Annotated in this window: 17 protein-coding genes and 1 other annotated feature; of the genes, 14 read left to right on the top strand and 3 right to left on the bottom strand. The window is 45.8% G+C overall.

Annotation, left to right across the window (positions count from 1 at the left end):
- Positions 1–10: 10 nt before the first annotated feature.
- From pssA to recQ, 3 genes are all read left to right on the top strand, one after another.
- Positions 11–544 (top strand): CDP-diacylglycerol--serine O-phosphatidyltransferase, encoded by a 534-nt coding sequence (gene pssA, locus SporoP37_RS02685; RefSeq protein WP_085430190.1) that lies wholly within the window; start codon positions 11–13, stop codon positions 542–544.
- A gap of 108 nt (positions 545–652) precedes the next feature.
- Positions 653–1,072, top strand: coding sequence for a hemerythrin domain-containing protein (locus SporoP37_RS02680; protein ID WP_081242196.1), 420 nt, complete (start codon positions 653–655; stop codon positions 1,070–1,072).
- 43 nt (positions 1,073–1,115) lie between these two features.
- On the top strand, positions 1,116–2,873 hold the full coding sequence (gene recQ, locus SporoP37_RS02675; RefSeq protein ID WP_335698141.1) for a DNA helicase RecQ: 1,758 nt from the start codon (positions 1,116–1,118) through the stop codon (positions 2,871–2,873).
- Between the two features lie 50 nt (positions 2,874–2,923).
- Here recQ and SporoP37_RS02670 read toward each other — a convergent pair whose 3' ends face one another.
- Positions 2,924–4,093: an MFS transporter gene (locus SporoP37_RS02670; RefSeq protein WP_085430188.1), complete on the bottom strand. Its 1,170-nt coding sequence runs from the start codon at positions 4,091–4,093 to the stop codon at positions 2,924–2,926.
- Between the two features lie 156 nt (positions 4,094–4,249).
- Here SporoP37_RS02670 and SporoP37_RS02665 point away from each other — a divergent pair, with 156 nt between their 5' ends.
- The 5 genes from SporoP37_RS02665 (at position 4,250) to SporoP37_RS02645 (ending at position 9,879) form a co-directional block, all read left to right on the top strand.
- Positions 4,250–5,236, top strand: coding sequence for a diaminopimelate dehydrogenase (locus SporoP37_RS02665; protein ID WP_081242193.1), 987 nt, complete (start codon positions 4,250–4,252; stop codon positions 5,234–5,236).
- 46 nt (positions 5,237–5,282) lie between these two features.
- Positions 5,283–6,368 (top strand): M42 family metallopeptidase, encoded by a 1,086-nt coding sequence (locus SporoP37_RS02660; RefSeq protein ID WP_085430187.1) that lies wholly within the window; start codon positions 5,283–5,285, stop codon positions 6,366–6,368.
- A 147-nt stretch (positions 6,369–6,515) separates the two neighbouring features.
- Positions 6,516–7,481: an ornithine carbamoyltransferase gene (gene argF, locus SporoP37_RS02655; RefSeq protein WP_085430186.1), complete on the top strand. Its 966-nt coding sequence runs from the start codon at positions 6,516–6,518 to the stop codon at positions 7,479–7,481.
- A gap of 102 nt (positions 7,482–7,583) precedes the next feature.
- Positions 7,584–8,042 (top strand): small multi-drug export protein, encoded by a 459-nt coding sequence (locus tag SporoP37_RS02650; RefSeq protein WP_081242190.1) that lies wholly within the window; start codon positions 7,584–7,586, stop codon positions 8,040–8,042.
- 214 nt (positions 8,043–8,256) lie between these two features.
- Complete coding sequence (locus SporoP37_RS02645; RefSeq protein ID WP_085430185.1) at positions 8,257–9,879, top strand: long-chain fatty acid--CoA ligase; 1,623 nt, start codon at positions 8,257–8,259, stop codon at positions 9,877–9,879.
- A gap of 110 nt (positions 9,880–9,989) precedes the next feature.
- Here SporoP37_RS02645 and sspI read toward each other — a convergent pair whose 3' ends face one another.
- Positions 9,990–10,205 (bottom strand): small acid-soluble spore protein SspI, encoded by a 216-nt coding sequence (gene sspI, locus SporoP37_RS02640; protein WP_081242188.1) that lies wholly within the window; start codon positions 10,203–10,205, stop codon positions 9,990–9,992.
- Positions 10,206–10,288: 83 nt separating this feature from the next.
- Here sspI and SporoP37_RS02635 point away from each other — a divergent pair, with 83 nt between their 5' ends.
- The 3 genes from SporoP37_RS02635 to pheT all read left to right on the top strand — a co-directional run bounded on the left by SporoP37_RS02635 (position 10,289) and on the right by pheT (position 14,892).
- Positions 10,289–11,056, top strand: coding sequence for a TrmH family RNA methyltransferase (locus tag SporoP37_RS02635; RefSeq protein ID WP_081242187.1), 768 nt, complete (start codon positions 10,289–10,291; stop codon positions 11,054–11,056).
- A gap of 55 nt (positions 11,057–11,111) precedes the next feature.
- Positions 11,112–11,349 (top strand) — a binding site (T-box leader).
- 81 nt (positions 11,350–11,430) lie between these two features.
- A complete protein-coding gene (pheS, locus tag SporoP37_RS02630; protein ID WP_081244722.1) occupies positions 11,431–12,468 on the top strand; it encodes a phenylalanine--tRNA ligase subunit alpha in 1,038 nt (345 codons plus the stop codon).
- 12 nt (positions 12,469–12,480) lie between these two features.
- Positions 12,481–14,892, top strand: coding sequence for a phenylalanine--tRNA ligase subunit beta (gene pheT, locus SporoP37_RS02625; protein WP_085430184.1), 2,412 nt, complete (start codon positions 12,481–12,483; stop codon positions 14,890–14,892).
- A gap of 71 nt (positions 14,893–14,963) precedes the next feature.
- On the opposite strand, the gene rnhC is transcribed toward pheT, so the two are convergent.
- Positions 14,964–15,893 carry a ribonuclease HIII gene (gene rnhC, locus SporoP37_RS02620; protein ID WP_085430183.1) on the bottom strand — a complete coding sequence of 310 codons (930 nt, stop codon included), beginning with the start codon at positions 15,891–15,893 and terminating at the stop codon, positions 14,964–14,966.
- A gap of 172 nt (positions 15,894–16,065) precedes the next feature.
- Between rnhC and zapA the strand changes: the two genes are divergently transcribed.
- From zapA to polX, 3 genes are all read left to right on the top strand, one after another.
- On the top strand, positions 16,066–16,326 hold the full coding sequence (gene zapA, locus SporoP37_RS02615; RefSeq protein ID WP_081242184.1) for a cell division protein ZapA: 261 nt from the start codon (positions 16,066–16,068) through the stop codon (positions 16,324–16,326).
- Between the two features lie 10 nt (positions 16,327–16,336).
- Positions 16,337–16,876 carry a CvpA family protein gene (locus SporoP37_RS02610; protein ID WP_085430182.1) on the top strand — a complete coding sequence of 180 codons (540 nt, stop codon included), beginning with the start codon at positions 16,337–16,339 and terminating at the stop codon, positions 16,874–16,876.
- Between the two features lie 86 nt (positions 16,877–16,962).
- Positions 16,963–18,669: a DNA polymerase/3'-5' exonuclease PolX gene (gene polX, locus SporoP37_RS02605; RefSeq protein WP_085430181.1), complete on the top strand. Its 1,707-nt coding sequence runs from the start codon at positions 16,963–16,965 to the stop codon at positions 18,667–18,669.
- The last annotated feature ends 7 nt before the right edge of the window (positions 18,670–18,676 follow it).

Below are 18,676 nucleotides of genomic sequence, written 5' to 3'. Positions count from 1 at the left end.
GGGCCATAATTTGTTTTCATTCAGATATTTTGATTATACTAAACTGAAATTACAATTGGCGAATATTATTACAGTCTTTAATTTAAGTTTGGGGATTATCGCGATCATGCTCGTGTTCAAGGGACACGGCCATATGAGTTTAATGTTTATTTTTTTCGCGGCGTTATTTGATCGTTTTGACGGTATGGTTGCGAGACATTATGACGCGGAATCAGCGTTCGGTAAAGAGCTCGACTCGCTCAGCGATCTAATATCATTTGGTGCAGCGCCTGCTATATTACTTTATGATACCGCGCTGTCGGATACGATGTGGATCGGCGTGTCCGCTGTAATATTTTATATTGTAGCAGGTGCTGTCCGTTTAGCCCGTTATAATGTAGAAGAATTTGATGGCACGTTCTATGGTTTGCCGATTACCGCTGCAGGTGTGCTGCTGACACTGAGCTATTTTGCTGCGCCGTATATTATTGCACCGTATTTTGTGATCTATATGTGTGTTCTTGCATGGCTGATGATCAGTCATATTCGTATAGCAAAAGTATGAAGAATGTCTTGCAGTGAAGTTTTCTGCGGGGCTTTTTTTCATTGTAGGAAACTATCACTGTTTCACGAATTCTGTTATGCTTAAGAAAAACAACAAGGAGTGGTCAGTATGTCAGGACCAGCATTAAGACAGCTTCATTCACATAAAGCGATCCATGAAGGCGGTCTGTCCGGCGCCGTGATGAAAACAGAAGATTTGGTTGCGTGTTTAGAACAGGGTGAAACAGACATGATTCTGCAGGCATGTGATCATTTACTGGATTATTGGAAAACACGAGTCATCAGTCATGCAGACGCAGAGGAAGAAGGCTTTTACAAGCAAGTGTTAGAAGAAAAACCTGAACTGGAGAAGGAAATCATCCAGCTGACACGTGATCATGATGTAATGCGGTTACTGGTTCAGGATATTGAAGAATTGCGTGAAGAAGATCCGAAAGTAACCCCGGAAATTATGCAGAAGTTTTATGGGCTCATTGTTGTGAATGAATTACACAGCCGGGAAGAAGAACGATTATTATTCCAATCTTAAAAAACAAAACTAACGAAAGGCGGTGGCGGTCATTCAAAACCCGTTGGACATTTTGGATAAGTATTTTGGCTATTCAGCGTTTCGGGAAGGGCAGCAGCGTGTAATCGATCAGGTGCTGCAGGGGGATGATACTCTGTGTGTGATGCCGACCGGCGGCGGTAAATCCGTCTGTTATCAAGTGCCGGCGCTGGCGATGGAAGGAACGGTCCTGGTCATTTCGCCTTTAATTTCATTAATGAAGGATCAGGTGGATGCATTGCACCAGCTCGGTATTCCTGCGGCTTATATTAACAGTACGCTGTCATCTGAAGAGTATTTCGGTACGATGGACAATGCACTGGAAGGGAAGTACAAGCTGTTGTATGTAGCGCCCGAGCGGCTGGATTCAGAATCATTCCTGAATCAATTACAGCGAATGACGATTCCGTTGATTGCGATTGACGAAGCGCACTGTATTTCGCAATGGGGCCATGATTTCCGGCCGAGCTACCGTAATATCCACCGTATTTTAGATTACTTAGACAAACGGCCGATCATCCTTGCACTGACGGCAACAGCCACACCTGAAGTTCAGGATGACATTTGCCAGCAGCTGCATATCCCGCCTGTCAGCCGCGTCGTGACAGGATTTGAACGTGACAATCTGGTGTTTTCTGTTGTCAAAGCGCAGGACCGCAATCAATTCGTGAAAGACTATGTAAAGAAAAACAGCAATGAATCCGGAATTATTTACGCAGCTACCCGTAAAGCGGTGGAACAAGTGTATTTGATGCTGAAGAAAAGCGGTATACCAGCCGCGAAGTATCATGCGGGATTACCCGATTACGAACGCCAGCAGCAGCAGGACCGTTTTATTATGGAAGATGCGCGTGTAATGGTTGCGACGAACGCATTTGGAATGGGAATTGATAAATCCAATATCCGTTACGTCATCCATTATCAGATGCCTAAAAATATGGAAAGTTATTATCAAGAGGCCGGAAGAGCGGGGCGTGACGGACTGGACAGTGACTGTTACCTGCTGTTTTCTTCACAGGATGTATTGACACAGCGTTTCCTCATCGAACAGTCTCCCGATCCTTCGCGTATATCCAATGAAATCAAAAAGATGCAAGTGATGGTTGATTACTGCCACACAGAAGGCTGTCTGCAAAAGCATATTATTACGTATTTTGGTGAGCATGACGCGAAAGAATGCTGCCGCTGCGGAAATTGCACCGATACACGCGAGCAGTTTGATGTGACCGTGGATACGCAAAAAGTGCTTTCCTGTGTCATCCGGATGGGACAGCGTTTCGGTAAAACCATGGTAGCACAGGTTCTCACCGGCTCAAAAAATAAAAAATTGCTGGAATTTAACTTTGATCAGCTTTCGACTTACGGGCTGATGAAAGGGCGCAATGCAAAAGACGTGGCAGATTTTATCGAATTTTTAATATCTGAGAACTATCTGCAAGTCGAAAGCGGACCGTTCCCTACAATATACGTCGGTGAGGATGGAAAAGACGTCCTGCTTGGTAAAGTGAAAGTCTGGCGCAAAGGTGAAATGGTCACTACTGTCGTCGCGAAAGACGATCCGATATTCAATGAATTACGGGCAATGCGCCTAAAATTAGCGCAAGAAGCCGGAGTGCCGCCGTTTGTCATTTTCTCGGACAAGACATTGCGGGACATGGTGGCAAAAATGCCGCTGTCCAATGATGAACTGCTGACTGTTCAAGGTGTAGGAGAAACTAAGCTTGAGCGTTATGGTGAAGCATTTCTGAATATTATTCAGTCATTTTCTGCACAGCAGGCATAAAAGAGCCGATTTCATCACACAGGATGAAATCGGCTCTTTTTTATCGTATATTATGAAACAGAACGCGTGGGTCCTGCTGGGCGTGTATCTTTCCGAAGCCCAATTATTGTAAAAAGTGCCGCGATCAATAAAATTGCACTCGCCAGCATAAAGGCATGATGGAATTCCAGATCCAGAACGCCAATGGCACTTGATCCAATTACAACCCCAAATGAGAAGAACGCATAGAAAAAACCGTAAGCTTTCCCTCTTGTTTCAGGTTCTGTCGAATCAATAAGCAGCGAGTTAATGGAAGGAAATATTAAAGCAAACCCAATTCCATAGACAATCATTGCGAGCATCATCATCGATAACTCATCTACCTGTGACAGGAACAGCATACTGCCGCTCATCAGCAGCAGACCGAGCGCTAGTGTCAGCATCGGACGGGCGAAGTCAAATATCCGGTTGACGGGCAGGACGAAGATAAGCACAGCCACCAGACCGAAGACGCTTAAGAGCATGCCCGTCGTTTTTGCGTCAAACTGCAGATGCTCTACTTTGAGCGGAAGCACCAGCGCCAATACTCCCTGAGAGAACATCAGGAAAAACGCGCCGAGAAACGCGCGGATAATTCCGGGATGACGGAAGAATGCAAGTGGATTTGCCGCTTTTTGTTCAGCTGTTTTGACTTTTCTTACGTAGGTGAATGTGCGTAAAAACAAAATAGCTCCAACTGTCAGCACTAGCATGAAGACCCCGTTAATCGCCATGATCGTCACGACACTCGTTTTAACAGAAACAATCCCGCTGTATGCAGGACCGAAAATAGCAGCCAGTCCGACAAATGCGCCTGAAACTGCAGCGCTCCGTCCGCGTTTGGAACGTTCAGAACCATTCGCAAGAAACGTAAACGCAGCAGGTACGATCAATCCTTCTGTCAAACCGTGTAAAAAGCGAATCCCGATCAATGAAGCTGAACCTGAAATCAGCCCGTACGCAAACAGTGACAGGGCGGAAGTGAACAGGCCGAATAAAAGAATGTAAAATGGCCCTTTCCGGTCTGTCAGAATGCCGGAAATGATATTGCCGAAAATATTTGCGAATGAATAAATACCGACGGACAGCCCGACAATGAAAGCGGAGGACCCGAGTCCGGTTGCAAACGGACTAATGACAGGCAACTGGGAAAATAAATCAAAAAACGAGAAGAAAACAATCAAATAGACAAAGAAACGCATAAAGGATCCCTACTTTACAAATAATTCAACTGCTTTCTATTTTACCATGAATATTTACGAATTGTACGGAACTGCTCAGAGAGAAATGTTCGCAATCTGAGAGTCTACACGGTAAAATGAGAATCGGATATAAAAAGCAAAAGGGGATGAGCCATCTTGACAAAAGAAATTCGGGTAGGAATCGCAGGATACGGAAATTTAGGACGCGGAGTAGAATCCGCCATCAGCCAAAACGAAGATATGAAACTGGTCGGTGTATTCACACGCAGAGAGCCGCAAGACGTGCAATTACTTTCGGAGCAAGTGCCTGTTCATAAGCTGGACGACATCGAATCATTTAAAGATGAAATAGATGTGTTGATTTTATGCGGCGGATCGAAAAATGATCTTCCTGAACAAGGACCGGCACTGGCAAAGCACTTTACGACAGTGGACAGCTACGACACGCACGCTAAAATACCTGAATATTTCGCCGCAGTAGACGAAGCGGCACAGACAGCAGGGACAACAGCGATCATTTCTGTCGGCTGGGATCCTGGTTTATTTTCAATCAATCGTCTGATGGGCGAATCCATTTTGCCTGAAGGGGAAACATATACGTTCTGGGGTAAAGGACTGAGTCAGGGACACTCTGACGCTGTGCGGCGTGTGGACGGCGTAAAAGCGGGCGTGCAATACACATTGCCGTCAGAAAAAGCGATAAACCGTGTACGCAATGGAGAGCATCCGGAACTTTCAACAAAAGACAAACATACCCGCGAATGTTACGTAGTCCTTGAAGAAGGTGCGAGTGAAGATCAGGTTCGTGAAACGATCGTCACAATGCCGGATTACTTTGCGGACTATGATACCACAGTGCATTTCATTACAGAAGAAGAGCTGCGCCGGGATCATGCGAAAATGCCTCACGGCGGATTTGTAATCCGCAGCGGGAATACAGGAAAGCATACCGATCAGGTGATCGAATTTTCACTAAAACTGGACAGCAATCCGGAATTCACGTCCAGCGTCCTTGTCGCTTATGCAAGAGCTGCCTATAAGCTGCAGCAAAAAGGCGATACTGGCGCGAAAACAGTCTACGATATTGCACCTGGACTGCTGTCGCCCAAATCACCGGCTGACATTCGTAAAGAATTGCTGTAAAACACAATGGTTACGTTGAAATGCAGAATGAGGAGGCGGAATTTTTATGAAACTGGATGAAACATTGGAAATGCTGAAGGAATTAACGGACGCACGGGGAATCCCGGGCAATGAACGTGAAGCGCGTGATGTTATGACAAAGCACATCAAACCATACGCAGATGAAATAGATCACGACGGACTCGGCTCACTGATTGCCAGCAAAAATGGCGACGAAAACGGACCAAAGATTATGATTGCCGGTCACTTGGACGAAGTCGGCTTCATGCTGACACGAATAGATGACAAGGGCTTCATTTACTTCCAGACCGTGGGCGGCTGGTGGTCACAGGTCATGCTTGCGCAGCGCGTGTCCATCGTTACACGTTCAGGTGAGACGATTACAGGAGTCATCGGTTCAAAGCCGCCGCATATCCTGACATCGGAAGCGCGCAAAAAGCCTGTCGATATAAAAGATATGTTCATCGACGCAGGCGCTCAGTCAAAAGAAGAAGTGCTTTCATGGGGCGTTGCGCCGGGTGATATGATTGTGCCGTATTTCGAATTCACCGTGATGAAGAACGAAAATTATCTGCTGGCAAAAGCATGGGATAACCGTATTGGCTGTGCCATTGCAATTGAAGTAATGAAGCGGCTGAAAGAGGAAAAACACCCGAACCGCCTGTACAGTGTAGGAGCAATTCAGGAAGAAGTCGGCCTGCGCGGTGCAAAAACAGCTACGAATAAAATTCAGCCGGATATCGGTTTTGCGGTGGATGTCGGCATTGCAGGAGATACACCGGGCGTCACGGCTAAAGAATCAGTCGGAACAATGGGGGAAGGACCGCAAATCCTGCTATACGATGCATCGATGGTGTCGCATAGAGGATTGCGCAATTTTGTTGTAGACACAGCCGAAGAGCTGAACATCCCTTATCAATTCGCAACGATGTCAGGCGGAGGAACGGATGCGGGATCCATTCACTTAAGCGGAACGGGAATTCCCACACTCGCTATCTGTATTCCGACTCGCTACATTCACAGCCACGCGGCGATGCTTCACCGGGAGGACTTCGAGAATACAGTCAAACTGCTTGTCGAAATCGTAAAGCGCCTGGATGCGGACACTGTAAAAACGATCACATTTGAATAAAATTTATTCCTTGCAGCGGTGCTTGACAGGCATCGCTGTTTTTTTAATGTAATAATGCAAAAAGTTATAAAAATTCATTTGACTTCATAAATATACATATGTATACTAATGCATACATACTTTAAATGGATGGCAGGGGAATATAAAATGGTAGAGACTAATCAAGCAAATACGTTACTAGAAAAAGACAGCTTAAAAGGACGCGACTTTTTAACTTTACTGGATTATTCAAGTGAAGAAATCGCATATTTGCTGCAACTGGCTTATGATATGAAACAAGATACACTGGCTGGGAAAACTTCAGATATTTTAGCAGGCAAAACATTAGGAATGATTTTCGAGAAAAATTCGACCCGTACACGAATTTCATTTGAAGTAGGAATGATTCAATTAGGCGGGCACGGTCTGTTTATGAATGCGCGTGACCTGCAGATCGGGCGCGGCGAATCTGTTTCAGATACAGGAAAAGTTTTTTCTGAGTTCCTGGACGGCGTTATGATCCGTGCGAAGTCACATAAAATGGTGGAAGAGCTGGCGGAACATACTTCCGTGCCGGTGATTAATGGATTGACGGATATTTTCCACCCTTGTCAGGCGATGGCAGATCTGCTGACGATTAAAGAAGTGAAAGGCGATCTGAAAGGTTTGAAACTTTCTTATATTGGAGACGGCAACAATGTTGCGCATTCATTAGTTATTGCGGGCGCGCACATGGGCATGCACGTTTCTGTCGCTACACCAAAAGGGTATGAATACAATGCGGACTTGCTTGAAAAAGCGAAGAACATCGCGGATTCAACTGGCGGAAGTGTGACAACAACATATGATCCTGTGGAATCTGCCGCTGATGCAGATGCAATCTATACCGATGTATGGACGAGTATGGGACAGGAAGAGGAAACTGCAAAACGCCTGACAGACTTTAAAGATTTCCAAATTAATGATCAGCTGGTTGGTCATGCGAAAAAAGATTACATGTTCTTGCACTGTCTGCCGGCACATCGTGAAGAAGAAGTCTCGGCTTCTGTAATTGACGGAAACAATTCTTACGTATTCCAGCAGGCAGGCAACCGTCTGCATGCACAAAAAGCGATTCTCGCTTCTCTATTATAATGGATCCGCTGCTTTCCCTTCTGATGGGAAAGCAGTTTTTTTATGCGCAGCCATTCATTCATTTGCTATACTTTAGAATACAAATGCGAAGGAGGGAACTATTTGATTACATATCTGCTGGTTTTTCTTGCGGGCGCAGCACCGGGATTTGAGGTGCTGGTGGCGGTGCCGTTCGGGATTTTGCGCGGCATGAATCCTGTAGCCGCTGTCCTAACAGGTTTTGCAGGAAATGCTCTGACGATACTGCTGGAGATTATGATTTTCCAAAAGTTAAAAGAATGGTGGGAAAGCAGAAAGAAAACGGATGTGAAGACACGATCAAAACGCACTGCCCGTGCAGAACGTATTTGGCAGCGATACGGCATTCCCGGACTTGCGCTGTTGGGTCCTGTGCTGATCGGCTCTCATCTCGCGGCCTTTCTCGCACTTGCATTAGGCACATCTAAATCTCGGACAGCGTTTTGGCTGCTGATCAGTCTTGTTATCTGGTCTGTCGTCTTTGCTGTACTGACCGTCATAGGGGTAGATGCATTCTTTTGGACCCGTCAAAAATTAGCATAAATGATCAGCCAATATTTTGTGTAGACAGAATAGTTTGAAAACGTGTATACTATATTCAGAAAGTAACTTGCAGATTCATATAGTCAGATAACCGCGCATAGAGTACACCCTGAGAACCAGTCCTGCTGCGCAAAGATTTCATTGAAACGTTTCGTACAAGCCGTGGATTACGCACAATGGATTGATGATTTCACTTACAAGGGAGCGGATGGATATGATGCAAACACCACTGATTCTATCTACATTTATTACTAGGGCGGAACGGTTTTTCCCAGATAAGATGATCATTTCCCGGACAGGGGAGCAGACGATACAGCGCTTTACGTATCGTGAATGGGCAAAGCGGACACGCAAGCTGTCAAACGCACTGACGCAATTAGGAATGGAGCATGGAACGAAAGTAGGCACATTCGCCTGGAATCATCACCGCCATCTCGAAGCGTATTTTGCAGTGCCTTGTACAGGTGCCGTCCTGCATATGATCAATATCCGGCTGTCACCTGAACATATCGTCTATATTATCAATCATGCAGAAGATGAAATTTTGCTGGTTGATGAAGAGTTTTTCCCGCATCTGGAGAAGATGGCGCCGATGTTACAGACGGTGAAGCATTTCGTCATTATGAGTGACAGTAAAACGCTTCCGGAGACTTCGCTTGAAAACGTCCATTCCTATGAAGCGCTGCTTGAAAATGCATCGGATGAATACGACTACCCTAATGATCTGGATGAAAATACTCCGGCCGGATTATGTTATACATCCGCTACGACAGGCCTGCCTAAAGGAGTCATCTATACACACCGCGGATTAGTTCTGCATAGTTACGCTCTTGGGTTAGCAGACGCCATGGGGCTATGCGAACGTGATGTTGCGATGGCTGTTGTACCGATGTTTCACGTCAATGCATGGGGGATCCCATTTGCGGGTGTGTTTTACGGTACTACACAAGTATTGCCGGGCCCAGGATTTAATCCCGCTGTGCTGCTCGATTTGATTGAGAGTGAGAAAGTGACAATCACAGCAGGCGTACCCACGATCTGGCTTGCGGTTCTGAAAGAGCTGCAGCAAAATCCAAGGGATATTTCGTCATTGCGTGTCATCGTCTGCGGCGGCTCTGCATCACCTAAAGGGCTGATTCATGCGTTTGAGGAGAAGTACAATATTCCATTCGTCGTGGGCTACGGTATGACAGAAACAACACCGCTCGTCAGTTTATCCGTACTGACTTCCTCGATGGACAATTTGACGGCGGACGAGCGGATCGATATGCGTTCGCTGCAGGGTCTTGTGATGCCAGGCCTTGATATCCGTGTGATCAATGAGAACGGCGAAGTGCCGTGGGACGGACAGACAATGGGCGAATTGACTGTCAGGGGCCCTTGGATTGCGAGCGAATATTACAAGGATGAGCGAACGGAAGAGGCGTTTAAAGACGGCTGGCTATACACAGGCGATATTGCAGTTATGACCGAAGACGGCTATCTGAAACTGACAGACCGTACGAAGGATTTGATTAAGAGCGGCGGAGAATGGATCTCTTCTGTTGATTTGGAGAATGCTTTGATGTCACATGAGGATGTCTATGAGGCGGCCGTAATAGCGGTACCCCATGAGAAATGGATGGAACGCCCGCTTGCCTGCGTAGTTCTGAATGAAAATGTGGCGGAAGATGAAGCGAAGAAGCAGGAGCTGAAAGACTCGCTGAAAGGGCAGTTTGCCAGCTGGTGGATTCCGGATGAAATTTTATTCGTCAAGGAGATTCCGAAGACGTCTGTGGGGAAATTTCTGAAAGCTGCTTTACGCGATCAGCTGAAGGAACATTACAGCCGAAACTGACCGAACGGTAAAAGAGGAATCAATATCGGAAAGCTTACAGCCCATACGCAAGAAAATCAAAATCCCTTCACTGGAATTTACAGTTGAAGGGATTTTTTGGATCTGTACATTTATTGTGCCTTGGCGAATGCCTGTGACAGTTCATTAGTCATTACTTCTTTTTCTTTTTCGTCTGCACGCTTCCAAAGCTGTTCGAAAAAGACACCCAGTCCCGGCAATAAGTGCTCTTCACCGCGCTGTATGGCATCGTCAATGACACCTCGTACGTCAGCAGCGCTATTATTTGTCATGTTTGCTGAAATTGCATCACGTATTTGAAAATCCATTGTAATCAGCCTCCTCTAGTCGCATCTTTTCCACAAAAGTCGCTAAATATACGCTGATTTGGTACACTAAAAAGAAAAAAAGGATGTACAGCCTCTTGAATAAACGAATTGAATCGACTCAAAACTCTTTAGTAAAACATTGGAAAAAACTTGTGACGGCAAGGAAAGAACGGGATCAGACGAAAGAGTTTCTCGTCGAAGGTTTTCACCTCGTAGAAGAAGCAATCAAACAGTCCGATCTGGTCATTCAATTGCTGGTTCGCGAAGATATCGATATTCCGCCGCACTGGGACGCGCCAATTATTGAATTAACAGCCGCTGTCGCAAAGGAAATTTCAGAAACTGAACAAACACAAGGAGTGTTTGCCTATTGCAGACAGCCTCAATATGATGAAGCGGATCAAAGCCAGTGGAAGCGCCTTTTATTAATTGATGCGGTGCAGGATCCCGGAAACATCGGGACGATGATCCGCACAGCAGACGCGGCAGGACTTGATGCGGTAATTTTAGGAAAAGGCTGTGCAGATCCGTTCAATCCAAAAACAGTCCGTTCCGCGCAAGGCTCTCATTTCCATATACCTGTCGTGCGCGAAGAACTGGCTGTGTGGGTGGAGCGTGCAAAAAGCAATGACACGCCGATTATCGGTACGGGTTTACAGGAAGCAGTCTCTTTAAAGGAGCTGCCGGCACAATCTTCATTTGCGCTGCTCGTTGGAAACGAAGGAAGCGGGGTAGATCCGCAGTTATTGTCTCAGGCGGATCATGTAGTAAAAATTCCTTTATACGGCCAGGCAGAATCGCTGAATGTAGCTGTTGCAGCAGGCATTTTGCTGTACACACTGCGCGGGTGATCAGATCACTATTGAAGGCATAATCGTTTTACGGTATACTAGAAAGCGAATCAAAGAAACAGCGATGACCGGGAAAAGTAGATGGCAAGACACGTTATCAGGGATTTTACACCACGACTGAAAGTGTGAAAAACGCTGCTCCATCGAAGTTCACCCCGCGAGCTGCACGCTTGGACCAAACATGTAAAGGCGTGCCGGCAAAGGACCGTTATTCCAATTCAAGTGATTTTGCATCTTCTTTGTTGATGCAAACTAATCAGGGTGGTACCGCGAAATTCAACCTCGTCCCTTTTATAGGGGCGAGTTTTTTGTTTTTCAGAAACTTTATGACTGAAAAGCGGCCGCTGCTGAAATGGAGAGAGGAGCTAGTAAAGATGAAAGAACAGCTGCATGAACTGAAAGAACAAGTACTGCTGAAAATCAAAGAATCCAATACGGTTAAAGAGCTGAATGATGTACGCGTAGCCTACCTTGGAAAAAAAGGGCCGATTACCGATTTATTAAAAGGAATGGGTAAACTGCCGGCTGAAGAACGTCCGAAAATGGGTGCGCTCGTCAATGAAATCCGTGAAAGTGTAACGGCTTTCTTGGAAGAACGCAAAGAAACTCTCGAACAGCAGGCAATCAAAGAACAGCTGGAGAAAGAATCAATCGATGTTACTTTACCGGGCCGCCCCGTAGAACTTGGCAATCATCACCCGCTGACACGCGTCGTCGAGGAAATCGAAGACTTCTTTATCAGCATGGGCTATGAAATTGCGGAAGGTCCTGAAGTGGAAAAAGATTATTACAACTTTGAAGCATTGAACTTGCCAAAAGGTCATCCGGCGCGGGATATGCAGGATTCTTTCTATATTACAGAGGATATTCTTTTGCGCACTCATACTTCACCTGTTCAGGCGCGGACGATGGAAGCAAAAGACGGTGCTGCGATCAAGATCATTTGCCCGGGTAAAGTGTATCGGCGTGATTCGGATGACGCGACACACTCCCATCAGTTCACACAAATTGAAGGGCTTGTCGTTGGCGAAAATATCCGCATGAGTGACTTGAAAGGAACGCTTGATCTGTTGGCGAAGAAGTTATTCGGAGCAGAGCGTGAAATTCGTTTGCGTCCAAGTTTCTTCCCATTTACGGAGCCTTCCGTTGAGATGGATATTTCCTGCTTCAAATGCGGCGGCTCAGGCTGTAACGTTTGTAAGAAAACAGGCTGGATCGAAATTTTAGGCGCAGGAATGGTGCACCCGAACGTACTGAAAATGGCTGGATACAATCCGGAAGAAGTTACCGGTTTTGCGTTCGGCATGGGTCCTGAGCGTATTGCGATGTTAAAATACGGAGTGGAAGATATTCGTCATTTCTATACAAATGACATTCGGTTTATTTCACAATTCCACCGGTCAGAGGCATAAGGAGGAATACTGATGTTAGTATCAACAAATTGGTTAAGCAGCTATGTAGATTGGAATGAACTTTCCGTAGAGGATTTGGCGGAAAAGATTACGCGTGCCGGCATCGAAGTAGACGGTATTATTGACCGCTCATTTGAGATGGACAATATTGTCATCGGACACGTAACGGATTGTGTGAAACATCCGGAAGCGGATAAACTTCACATTTGTCAGGTGGATGTAGGCGGCGAAATTACACAGATCATCTGTGGAGCGCCGAATATTGCGGAAGGCCAAAAAGTAATTGTAGCACGCCCTGGAGCAGTGCTGCCGGGCGGAATGAAAATCAAAAAAGCAAAATTGCGCGGCGAAGAATCAAACGGGATGATCTGTTCATTGCAGGAACTTGGCATAGAAGGAAAACTCGTTCCGAAAGCGTATGCGGAAGGCATTTATGTGCTGCCGAATGATGTGCGTGCGGGAGACAGCGCATTGACTCACCTCGGACTGTATGACCGCATCCTGGAATTTGATTTAACGCCAAACCGTTCTGATGCATTAAGTATGCTCGGTGTTGCGTACGAGGTAGGGGCTATTTTGTCAAAAGACATCAAGCTGCCTGAGATTTCTTACGAAGCATCTGCAGAAAAAGCGCAGGATTGGCTGAAGCTTTCTGTAGAGGCGCCTGAAGATAATCCGATGTATGCAGCGAAAGTAGTGAAGAATGTCAAAGTCGCGGAATCCCCGCAGTGGCTGCAAAACACCCTGATGTCAGCAGGCATTCGTCCGCATAACAACATTGTTGACATTACGAACTTTGTATTGATGGAATATGGCCAGCCGCTTCATGCTTTTGACTATGACCGCTTGGAAACAAAAGAAATTGTTGTCCGTCATGCAAAAAAAGATGAAAAAATGATCACGCTTGATCAGACTGAGCGCACTTTGAATGAACGTCAGCTGGTCATTACAAATGGCAAAGAGCCGGTAGCACTTGCGGGTGTTATGGGCGGAGCGAATTCAGAAGTGTACGAAGGCACAACAACAGTCGTCATCGAATCGGCATACTTTGCGCCTGGTTCTGTTCGCCAGACATCCAAAGAAGTGGGCTTGCGAAGCGATGCGAGTACACGCTTTGAAAAAGGTGTGGATCCTAATCGGGTGGAAGCGGCAGCGGAGCGTGCTGCACAATTAATGGCAGAGCTCGCAGGCGGGGAAGTGCTTGCCGGTTCAGTTGTATTTGACGAGCTGGATAAGTCATCAGAAAAAATTATCCTGTCACCGGATTACGTAAATAATCGTCTTGGCATGAAAATTCCGATGGATGAAATGAAATCGATTATGGAACGTCTGCAAATTCCCACTGAAGCAATCAACGGTCAGCTCGTAATGGATATTCCGACCAGACGTCAGGATCTGAAAATTAAAGAAGATATGATTGAAGAAATTGCACGCCTGTATGGATATGATGAAATCCCGAAAACTTTGCCGGTAGCAGAAAGCAGACCGGGCGGCTTGACACCTTACCAGTCTAAGCGCCGCATAGTCCGCAGATACCTTGAAGCAGCGGGTCTTTCTCAGGCATTGACTTACTCACTTTCTTCACCGAAAGATGCACAAGCTTTCGCGCTCGAGACAGCGCCGGTTACAAAATTGCTTATGCCGATGAGCGAAGAGCGCAGTGTTCTTCGTCAAAGTCTGATTCCTCATCTTTTGGATGCAGCGACGTATAACGTGGCACGCCGTAATGAATCGGTTGCGCTGTACGAAACGGGATCTGTATTCTTAGGGATCGAAGAAGACGGCCTGCCAAAAGAAGTGGAGCATGTGGCTGCAGTGCTGACAGGGAAATGGGTTCAGCATGCTTGGCAAGGTGAAACGAAAAAAGTTGATTTCTTCGTGATGAAAGGAATCGTTGAAGGACTGTTTAAACAGTTAGGACTGCTTGAACGTATTCAATTCACAAAAGCTGCGGTGGAGCAAATGCATCCGGGCCGTACTGCAACAGTCTGGCTTGATGATACCGCTGTCGGAATCATTGGTCAGGTTCACCCGACTGTACAGAACCAGCGGGACTTGCAGGAAACGTACGTAATGGAATTGAATTTGCGGGTGATCATGGAAACTGCCACAGAAGAACTTTTATATGAAGCGGTGCCGCGCTATCCGTCTATTTCACGTGATATTGCGTTAGTTGTCAACCGTGATACAACGTCCGCAAATCTTGAGAAAATTATTCGACGAGCGGGCGGAAAACTATTGAAACAAGTTCAGCTGTTTGACTTGTATGAAGGAAAGAATGTGGAAGAAGGAACGAAATCTCTTGCATTCTCGTTAACCTACTTCGATCCGGAACGTACGCTGACGGATGAAGAAGTTGTCAATGCTCACAATAAAGTGCTGGATGCGCTGACTGTACAAGCTAACGCTCAACTGCGGTCATAAGTAAATAAGCAGCCTGCAAATTTAGTTTTCACTGAATTTGCAGGCTGCTTTTGCGCTTTTTTCGATGAATATTATTTTTTATATGCCAGTTTCAGCGCTTTTTGCGTATTGGCAAAATGAACTTTCGTAATGGAATGCAAGAACGGTTCTCCTTTTTTACGGATAATCTGGCATGCCGTCTGATCAACTTTGGGACCGGCGCCTTTAGGGAGTGTCACACCTGCTTTAGCACTTAACTGGTCCATTGCATCGAGGAACGCTACCCGCGCCAGGATGGAAGCCGTCGCTACCGATACGTGGAGATTTTCAGCTTTTGTAGAGAACAGAACTTTATCGCGGATAATCTGTGACTCATTTTTTAAATGATTATAATAGACCCGGCGTTCCGCGAATTGGTCGATGAGAATGTGGTCCGGCAGTTCAGGTTGCATCTGTCCGAGTACATCCTGAATGGCCTGATTGTGAAGTACAGCTTTAATCTTACCTTGCGACCAGCCCTGACTTTGAATGTCATTATATTTTGCATTATCCAGCGTCAGCACAGAATGCTTTACAACTTGCTTCAAATCTTCCGCTATTTGCCGCATATACTGATCGGTCAGCTGCTTAGAGTCTTTCACACCTAATTCTTTAACCAGTTCAATCTGCGCGCTGCTGACAAAACAGGCGGCAACCGTGACTGGGCCGAAGAAATCTCCTGTTCCTGTTTCATCCGAACCAAGAACGGATAATGATGCGAAGTTTGCAGGCAGGACATCCCCTTTTGCTTCCGCAGATTTCACTTTCGCCGATGCTGAAACCGTGCCCCAGCGAGCCGCTTCCCTGTCTGCGCCTGCACCTTGAAACAGCACTTTACCTGAACGGTATGCCGTGATGGACGTATCTGAGATTTTTGCTGCAAATACAACGCCCGGTGCATTTCGCGTCACTTTATTTCTTTCATAGAAGCGGACGACTTCCGGCATTTCTTTTTCTGACAGAACAATTACCTGATTGCTCATTTCCTCACTCACTTCCTGGAATACTTTATTCATTAGTATACCTGAAATAAAAAATCTGTTGAATAATATTGGTGAAATATCAAACCCTTTGTAGATATGAGGCATAATTGATTCACAATCAATTGTTTTTCATGGTATGATTATATAAGGGTTTTAGGGGGAGGGCGGAACAATGGCGGACAAACAAAAAGCCAGAGTGACAGTTGATATTTACGGACAAACATATACGGTTGTTGGTACGGAACCTTCTTCACATGTGCGTTATGTGGCCTCGCTCGTTGACGAAAGAATGCGGGAAATCAGTAAACATAATCGTCACCTGGACAGCAAGAGAATTGCGGTGCTGACGGCAGTAAATAGCGTGCATGATTATTTGAAATTGCAGGAAAAGGTTAAAGAATTGGAAGAAGAAGTGAGAAATTTGAAGGGTTGAGGGGCAAAACATGATAGATTTACTCATCATTTTACTGTTAGTAAGCGGTCTGATTGCAGGATTTAGACGCGGATTAATCGTACAGCTGATCCACATGTTTGGATTGATTCTGGCGTTGATCGTGGCGTATAAATACTATAAGCCGCTGGCGGAAAAACTAATTTTATGGATTCCATATCCGGGTGCCACAGCAGCAGACAGTTTGAGCTGGAAATTTGAGCACTTGGATTTGGACATGACGTTTTACCATCTGATAGCATTTATTTTACTATTCGTTGGCGTGAAGCTGGTATTACAGTTAATTGGCTCAATGCTGGACTTCTTAAAGCATATTCCGGTATTTGGATTCGCGGCACGCTTAGTAGGGGCTGGATTAGGATTTGTAGAGTTCTATATTATTATCTTTTTCCTATTATCTGTACTCGCGATGCTTCCGGTAGAAGTAATTCAAAATTCTTTGGGGCATTCATTGCTGGCCAAAGCGATGTTCGAACATACACCGATTATTTCCTCGGCAATAAAAAATTGGTGGTTCGTTTATATGGGCTAGTGCCCGAAAATCATGTAATGTACATATGAACGAAAAGCTTCCCGATTGCGTGGAAGCTTTTTTATCAGAGTGAGGAGGACACTGACTTGAATAAAAAGACGATAATCCGCACGTTTGAAAAGATTGCATTATATATGGAATTACTTGGAGAAAATCATTTTAAAGTGGCGGCGTTCCGCAAAGCTGCATCTGTTTTGGAGCTGGATCCAAGAAGTTTGTCTGAGATGGATGATATTCTAACGCTAAAAGGAATCGGCAAAGGAACCGGCGCCGTCATTACAGACTTGATGGAAAACGGGACATCCGAAGTGCTGAAAGAGCTGGAAGACAAAGTTCCGAAAGGTTTAATTCCGCTGTTGAATATTCCAGGGCTAGGCGGCAAGAAAATAGCTAAATTGCGAGAAGCACTGAATATTGATTCGGTGGAATCGCTGCAGGCGGCCTGTGAAAAACAGGAAGTAAGCAAAGTGCCGGGCTTCGGGAAAAAGACAGAAGAAAATCTATTGCGGGAAATTGAAATACTTGCACAGCGTTCCGGTAAGACGCCGATCTGGCAAGTGGCAAAAATTGCGGACGCCGTTGAGGCTGAGCTGCAGCTGATTGATGAAATCCAGAAGTATCAGGTGGCGGGGAGTTTTCGCAGACGGGAAGAAGAGAGTTCTGATGTAGATTGGATTGTTGTAACAGAACAGCCAAAAGCCGTCAGGGAAAAAATATTAGCAGCGCTGCCGATTGAAAAAATTATTGCTGCAGGAGATGCTAAACTGTCGATTTCACTGGATACAGAACATCCGATTGATGCAGACTTCCGTTTTGTAACAGAAGATCAATTTGCCACTGCTCTGCATCACTTCACAGGTTCAGCTGCTCATAATGTCCGGATTCGCCAGCTGGCAAAAAGCCGCAAGCAGAAAATCAGTGAATACGGTGTAGAAAATGAATCCGGACAAGTACAGACGTTTTCGAGTGAAAAAGAATTTTTCGCACATTTTGATCTGCCGTTTATTCCGCCGAGCATTCGTAAAGACGGAACGGAACTTGATCGTGCAGACGAAATCGCTCAGCTCGTTACCCCTGAACAGATCCGTTCTGATCTTCATATGCATACGACATGGTCAGATGGAGGTTACTCCGTGGAGGAGATGGTGGAAGCCTGCCGCGCGAAAGGATATTCCCATATGGTCATCACCGACCACTCGCACTATTTAAAAGTCGCAAACGGCCTGACTCCCGAGCGTTTGCTGAAACAGATAGAAGAAATTCGCGCGGTCAATGAAAAATACGACGACATTGAAGTGTTCTGCGGCACCGAGATGGATATTCTCCCTGATGGCCGGCTGGATTTTGATGATGAGATTTTAAAACAGCTGGACTTTGTCATAGCATCCATCCATTCCAGTTTTAATCAGCCGCAGGAGCAAATCATGGAGCGTCTGCATGCCGCGTGCAAAAATCCGTACGTGCATATGATCGCGCACCCGACTGGACGAATTATCGGTCAGCGCGAAGGGTATAATCCGGATATCGATCAGCTGATCACGTGGGCGGGTGAGTACGGCAAAATACTGGAAGTTAACGCAAGCCCTTACCGTTTGGATTTGCGTACGGAACATTTAATTCAGGCTAAAAATGCAGGAGTTCTGATCGCAATCAACACAGATGCACACGCAACAGAACAGCTCGATATTATGCCGATTGGCGTGGAATATGCCCAAAAAGCGTGGCTTCCTGCTGAACAGGTCATTAACACGTGGCCGCTAGAAACATTCATTGAGAAAGTGATTCGCAGATGAAAGGAAG

This window comes from Sporosarcina sp. P37 (assembly GCF_002109365.1).
Lineage (GTDB): Bacteria > Bacillota > Bacilli > Bacillales_A > Planococcaceae > Sporosarcina.
Note: the sequence above shows the minus strand (reverse complement) of the source record. Positions and strands in the feature narration are given on the sequence as shown.

Coding starts and splice junctions, on each gene's coding strand:
- SporoP37_RS02670 (WP_085430188.1), bottom strand. CDS start 4,093: ATGCGTTTCTTTGTCTATTTGATTGTTTTCTTCTCGTTTTTTGATTTA.
- SporoP37_RS02645 (WP_085430185.1), top strand. CDS start 8,257: ATGATGCAAACACCACTGATTCTATCTACATTTATTACTAGGGCGGAA.
- argF (WP_085430186.1), top strand. CDS start 6,516: ATGGTAGAGACTAATCAAGCAAATACGTTACTAGAAAAAGACAGCTTA.
- SporoP37_RS02660 (WP_085430187.1), top strand. CDS start 5,283: ATGAAACTGGATGAAACATTGGAAATGCTGAAGGAATTAACGGACGCA.
- SporoP37_RS02610 (WP_085430182.1), top strand. CDS start 16,337: ATGATAGATTTACTCATCATTTTACTGTTAGTAAGCGGTCTGATTGCA.
- pheT (WP_085430184.1), top strand. CDS start 12,481: ATGTTAGTATCAACAAATTGGTTAAGCAGCTATGTAGATTGGAATGAA.
- sspI (WP_081242188.1), bottom strand. CDS start 10,205: ATGGATTTTCAAATACGTGATGCAATTTCAGCAAACATGACAAATAAT.
- zapA (WP_081242184.1), top strand. CDS start 16,066: ATGGCGGACAAACAAAAAGCCAGAGTGACAGTTGATATTTACGGACAA.
- SporoP37_RS02635 (WP_081242187.1), top strand. CDS start 10,289: ATGTACAGCCTCTTGAATAAACGAATTGAATCGACTCAAAACTCTTTA.
- pheS (WP_081244722.1), top strand. CDS start 11,431: ATGAAAGAACAGCTGCATGAACTGAAAGAACAAGTACTGCTGAAAATC.
- SporoP37_RS02680 (WP_081242196.1), top strand. CDS start 653: ATGTCAGGACCAGCATTAAGACAGCTTCATTCACATAAAGCGATCCAT.
- rnhC (WP_085430183.1), bottom strand. CDS start 15,893: ATGAGCAATCAGGTAATTGTTCTGTCAGAAAAAGAAATGCCGGAAGTC.